Source organism: Variovorax sp. P4_D9, from assembly GCF_056401695.1.
Genome location: NZ_JBFUIU010000658.1, coordinates 1 through 4,978 on the forward strand (window position 1 = coordinate 1; position 4,978 = coordinate 4,978).

The window sequence follows — 4,978 nt, forward strand, 5'->3', positions numbered from 1 at the left end:
GTGGCGAGTCCAGCGGCGTCGAAAAGCGTGGCGCGAAACTCCTCATGATTCAATGGGCGGTTTCAAGGCCGAAGCGCAACGGGTTGAGTTACTAAATTGACGCTGGCGGTTGATGGGACGATGCCAGTGTTCGTGCGAACACCTCCAGAGGCGTGTGCCACGCGTGCGTGGCGCGAGGCCTGCAGAGCGACGTCCAGGAGCATCGGCCACATATTCGCACGTCGGGGGTTAGCGGAGACTTTGAGTCCAACTCCAGTTCCGCATCGAGCTCGTCGTCTCATGCCCCTGGGCAAGTCGACTCGCGACTCCATTCGATTCTTGCCGCTTCCCAGCGTGGCCTTGTCGTGCTCAAAGTCGTCATTTCTCGCAGGTGCCGGTGCCAAGTGTGCAATTCTTCCTTGGTACGAAGGGCGCGGTTAAACAGAATTGACTACATGAACAATCCGTCGACCGACCCCCTAAGCCTTAGCAGCTATGCCTCTCTGAATCGAGCGGATCAGACACACCAGCCCAAAGACCGCCCGCTTTGGACGAAACGATTCTCCAATGTCGTGATAGCAGGCGTCATCGCTGTCGTGACGATCTTCGTTTTGTTGAGAGCTTGGTAGCCCACACGAGGGATCGCCCCATGCGCAATTTCTTTCGACGCCGTCATCCTGAACAGGCAGACGCCGAATTGCAGGACGACAGCCAGCCCATACCGCTTTCCAATCCGCCGACGCAAGAAGGGCGATTGCCCTATGGCCTGCGCGAACCGGCTGACGACTTGACAGTCAGCGAGCTGTCCGAATTAGAAGCACGCGCGCTTTGCATGAGTGAGGGCATCCCGGTTTTCTGGCCGAGGCAGGACCGCAAGAAGAAGGCCTGAAAATGTGAAGGTGGAGAGCCACTCTTCGATCGGCAAGATAGCAAAGACGACGCCAGGAATTCCGTTGACGAACACATCCAGCCTGGCCGGGCCTCGAGCGACGGCACGGAGGAGCGGGAACTCGTTCAAATCCATGCGTAAATTGGATCACCCCCTTCGATTTTTTCGACGGATGTTTGCTCAACACCCCAGCGCCCATACATCGTCAACATCTGCGGCAATCAGATTGCTGACCATTGGCGCCTTATCGCGCATCTCCAGAACAACCCGCGGGAGGCTCCAGCGGACGCCGCTTGAAGGGCGAGCCGATAAACCAAGAGCTCCATGGCCGTCACCGTCCCGTCAAGCGTCCGCGTGGGGCTGGCTCTCACCTGCATCTGCCTCCGCACGCTCAGCTTCCCGCGGTACATATCTCTGTGGAATCCGAGTCCTGCTCGAGCTCGATTCCTGATGGGGAGGATCCAGACCGAGCATCTCCGGCGCGGCAGCCCGCCGCAGTGGGGGAGGGGAGCAGGTCCTGTTGGAGCCTACTTGGCGGACACCTCCGGTACCGGCGACGGCGGCCTGGTCGAACCCAGGTGGATGCTTGTTCCGATGGGGCCTGACCGGATGGAGCCTGGTACCGAAGGTGTTCGGCCAGGTCGACTTTCGCGATGCGACCAGGTTCCGATGGCAGCTTCCCGATGGAACTGCAGGTCGGGTGGTGCCCTGCGGGCGGGACAGATTTCCGCGGGGAACAGATCCGCAAGGGATCCAGCCACGTTGGGAACACGGACCGGCGGGGCTAGGCACTTGCGGGGACATGGTTCCGGTGGGAGCAAGGGTCCACGGGGGTGAGGCCGGGACGGGAGGGTGCTGGTGGTGGTCTTCTTCATGATATACCGCAAGAAAACAGATTCCGCTCAAATGTTTCTCAGGTGAGCGTCGTTGCCCTGCTCTGGAGGTCGGCCTCGAGCAGGCGCTGCGCAGTCTCCTTGGCCGCACGCAGCTGTGCGTAGGCGACGATCGAGCGCCAGCGCTGCTGCAGGAATTCGATGTAGTCCTGGGGCTTCCAGGCGGTGCCCACCGGCGTGCGGGCGTGGGCGTAGACGCCGAGGGCCCAGGCATCCGACAGGCCCACGATCGCGGTGCGCCCGTTGGCCAGGACACCGACGTCAACCGCAAAGGGATGGGCGTTTCCACGGGCCTCCAGATGGGAGACGGTGCTGTTGATGGCGTTTTTGACCACCTCGGCTGTGGGTTCTGCGCGTCGTCGGCGCCATCGGCGTCGTAACGGACTCGGGCAAGGACTCGGCCGGCAGCGTCCACGTAGTAGCGCCATTCGCACACGAACTCGACCACCTCGGAGAGCCAGACCCGGGTGCTGGTCTTCAGCTTCGCGATCGCAGCGAGCTGCTCAGCCTAGTACTCGGAACGCTTGGCGCCAGGCCGGGAGTCATAGACGAAGCCGGAGAAGGCCTTGGTGGCGACTGGCTTCACGAAGACCGGTTCCTCCAGTGCCTTCAGCTCATAAAGGACGCCGGCGCGGATCTCCCGGCGCAGGAAGTCCGTGACCGGGACATAGCCCATGGCCTCCGGCTCCGGAACGCCACGCACGCCCATGGCAGCGCGTACGAACTCGACCGTGCCCACCGGGAGGATCTCGCCCGTGTAGTTGGGCAGGGCCGCGCGAGTCTCCAGGTTCGCCTCGAGGTCTTTGAGCGCGACACGCTGGGTGGGCATGCCGCTCAACGTGGATGCCAGGAGGGCCGCTCTCACTTCAGCCGTCGACTCCGTCTGCAGGACCGCCAGGACGGGGGAGCCTACGGCAGCGGAAACAGYAGCGGCGCGGGGCCCGAAAGGGGTGCGTTGAAGAGTAATCACGGTCTAACCTTGCGCAATCAATCATTCGTGTACGAATATCAATGCGGATAATAGTTCGACTCGCCAGAAAGGCTTCCAACTTTTCTAACTTCCGCATGAACTCCGCCGCGCCGACGCCACACAGCCCCCTTCAGACCCTGCCCACGCCGAGCAACAACCCGATTCCGGACCATCCATTGCCGGGTCGTACGACGAATTCAAGGTCATCTGCGCACAGTTCCTGCGCGCTGCGGACACGGCCAACGCCGACGAACTGGCGGCCGGCATGAAATGCGTTGGCCTCGCCTACGTGGGCATCCAATGGGACGACAGCAACCCGCTGCACGACTTCCATCGCGGCGCGGCCGGTGCGCTCGCCCTGTTTCGGATCGCGACGAGGAAGGTGATCGGCGGCACACCGGCGCGGAGATGAGAGCCGGTGCGCCTTGGGTCTACACCGAACGGACGCAGGTGAAGGTTGTCAGCCACGTGCTGACCGGCTATGGGCTTGCGCCGGGGTGGTGTTGCTTGTCGTTCGCCCAGCCCTCGGCGGCTGCGCCGGCTCTCGCCCGAGGCGACGGAGCGCAAGCATGAGAGCCGAGCCTCGGGATCGCCGGCTGGCCAGTTGCCTTCTCGCTTTCCGGTCATGGCGGTCGACACTAGGTTCTATCGCCAGATGCACTGACGAGGTCGTGCGCCGGCGTCAATCTGATCAATTGTGACGTCCGACAGCTGATGCGCCGAGGCCTGGACTACCGTGTTGGTTCAGGCGGCGCGGCTGACTGCGATGCGCCAGATCGTTGGTCGATGAAAATGGCATCGATGTCCGTCAAGCTTGTCTACTTCGTCGCTCTGCTCTTCGGCTCCGTACTCGTCGCGGAATACGACACCACGTTCCGGCACGGCGAAACGCCGAAGAGCGCGTTCGCGAATCTTTGGGGATATTCGTTCCCCGTCATCCTTGTCATATGGATCACGGAAGACAGCAAGAGCCAGCCCCATGTCTACCAGCCGTTCGAGCTCGCACTGCTTTTCTGGGTTCCGTACCTGCCGTACTATTTGCGGAAGACTCGCGGCTCTAAGGGACTGGCGACGACGGCCGCACTGTTTTCTGCTGGCCTTCCTGAGCCCGCTGTGCATGCACGTCGTCGATCTGCTTCATGACTCTGCAACTTTACCCATGAACGACCTCTTCGCATTTCTCGGAATCGTCGCCGCTCTGGCTGTGGGCGTCATCAGCCCAGGGCCGAGCTTTGTGATGGTCGCACGCACCGCTGTGTCCGCGTCTCGCGCGGAGGGCATTGCCGCCGCGTTGGGCATGGGTGCAGGCGGCGTCGTGTTTGCCGTCGCGGCACTGYTGGGCCTGAACGCGCTGCTTCTCGCCGTCCCATCGATCTACCTTGCGCTCAAGGTAGTGGGGGGTCTCTATCTGACGTACCTCGGCCTGCGGATCTGGGCTTCGGCCAAGCGTCCACTTGCAATGAACGACTCGCCGGCGAAGGGCTCGGGGACGCAACTGTGGAAGGCGTTTGCACTGGGCTTCACTACGCAGCTCAGCAATCCGAAAACGGCCATCGTCTATGCCGGCGTGTTTGCGGCCTTCCTGCCCTCGGCACCGTCAATCCTGTTCAACCTTGCGCTCGTGCCTGCGCTCTTCGTCCTCGAGGCGGGGTGGTACGCGCTGGTGGCGCTGGCCCTGGCGTCCGAAGGTCCGCGCAACGCCTACCTGCGCTACAAGCGCTGGGTGGACCGTGCGGCCGGCGGTGTCATGATGGCGCTCGGGCTCAAGCTCGTGTCGTCGGCGCATCGCTGAACGACCTGCTGCGCTCCGGCGCCTACCTTCGCGATCCCGATGCCTGAGCTTTCGCGCCTTGCACTCGTCGCCGGCATGGCGGCCATGCTTGCTGCATGCGCATCAATGCACGCGCCACGCTGCGACAGCGGAGAACAGCTGGCCATCCATGAGTCGCTGTACTTCGGCACCGGCAAGCCCAAGGGCGCTGTCACGCCGCAGGAATGGGCCGAGTTCCTGGAACGAACCGTCACGCCCCAGTTCCCACAAGGCCTGACCGTGTCTGCGGCCTCAGGCCAGTGGCGCGGCGCCGATGGTTCGATCGTCCGCGAGGCCTCGCACCTCCTCCAGTTGGTTCATCCCGACGATGCACCGAACGAGAGAGCTGTTCTGGAACTCGTGGCCGCGTACAAGGCGCAGTTCCAGCAGGAGGCAGTCTTACGCGTCAAGGTCCGCGCCTGCGTGTCCTACTAGTC

General features: G+C 62.8%; 7 protein-coding genes. 5 read left to right on the forward strand and 2 right to left on the reverse strand.

The genetic code is table 11. The annotated features are described in order from the left end of the window. The first annotated feature begins 628 nt into the window (after nucleotides 1–628). Nucleotides 629–868, forward strand: a complete 240-nt coding sequence (locus AC1DY5_RS41845; protein WP_478120322.1) for a hypothetical protein — start codon at nucleotides 629–631, stop codon at nucleotides 866–868. Between the two features lie 913 nt (nucleotides 869–1,781). On the opposite strand, the gene AC1DY5_RS41850 is transcribed toward AC1DY5_RS41845, so the two are convergent. Next, a complete protein-coding gene (locus AC1DY5_RS41850) occupies nucleotides 1,782–2,189 on the reverse strand; it encodes a hypothetical protein (protein ID WP_478120323.1) in 408 nt (135 codons plus the stop codon). An 80-nt stretch (nucleotides 2,190–2,269) separates the two neighbouring features. Further along, nucleotides 2,270–2,599: a hypothetical protein gene (locus AC1DY5_RS41855; protein ID WP_478120324.1), complete on the reverse strand. Its 330-nt coding sequence runs from the start codon at nucleotides 2,597–2,599 to the stop codon at nucleotides 2,270–2,272. A gap of 397 nt (nucleotides 2,600–2,996) precedes the next feature. Here AC1DY5_RS41855 and AC1DY5_RS41860 point away from each other — a divergent pair, with 397 nt between their 5' ends. The 4 genes from AC1DY5_RS41860 (at nucleotide 2,997) to AC1DY5_RS41875 (ending at nucleotide 4,976) form a co-directional block, all read left to right on the forward strand. After that, entirely contained in the window at nucleotides 2,997–3,143 is a 147-nt protein-coding gene (locus AC1DY5_RS41860) for a hypothetical protein (RefSeq protein WP_478120325.1), read from the forward strand. A gap of 302 nt (nucleotides 3,144–3,445) precedes the next feature. Continuing rightward, nucleotides 3,446–3,874 carry a hypothetical protein gene (locus tag AC1DY5_RS41865; protein ID WP_478120326.1) on the forward strand — a complete coding sequence of 143 codons (429 nt, stop codon included), beginning with the start codon at nucleotides 3,446–3,448 and terminating at the stop codon, nucleotides 3,872–3,874. Between the two features lie 16 nt (nucleotides 3,875–3,890). Further along, the gene (locus AC1DY5_RS41870) at nucleotides 3,891–4,523 is read left to right on the forward strand and encodes a LysE family translocator (protein WP_478120327.1); all 633 of its coding nucleotides are present in this window, start codon (nucleotides 3,891–3,893) and stop codon (nucleotides 4,521–4,523) included. Between the two features lie 39 nt (nucleotides 4,524–4,562). Then, entirely contained in the window at nucleotides 4,563–4,976 is a 414-nt protein-coding gene (locus AC1DY5_RS41875) for a DUF3574 domain-containing protein (protein WP_478120328.1), read from the forward strand. Nucleotides 4,977–4,978 lie beyond the last annotated feature (2 nt).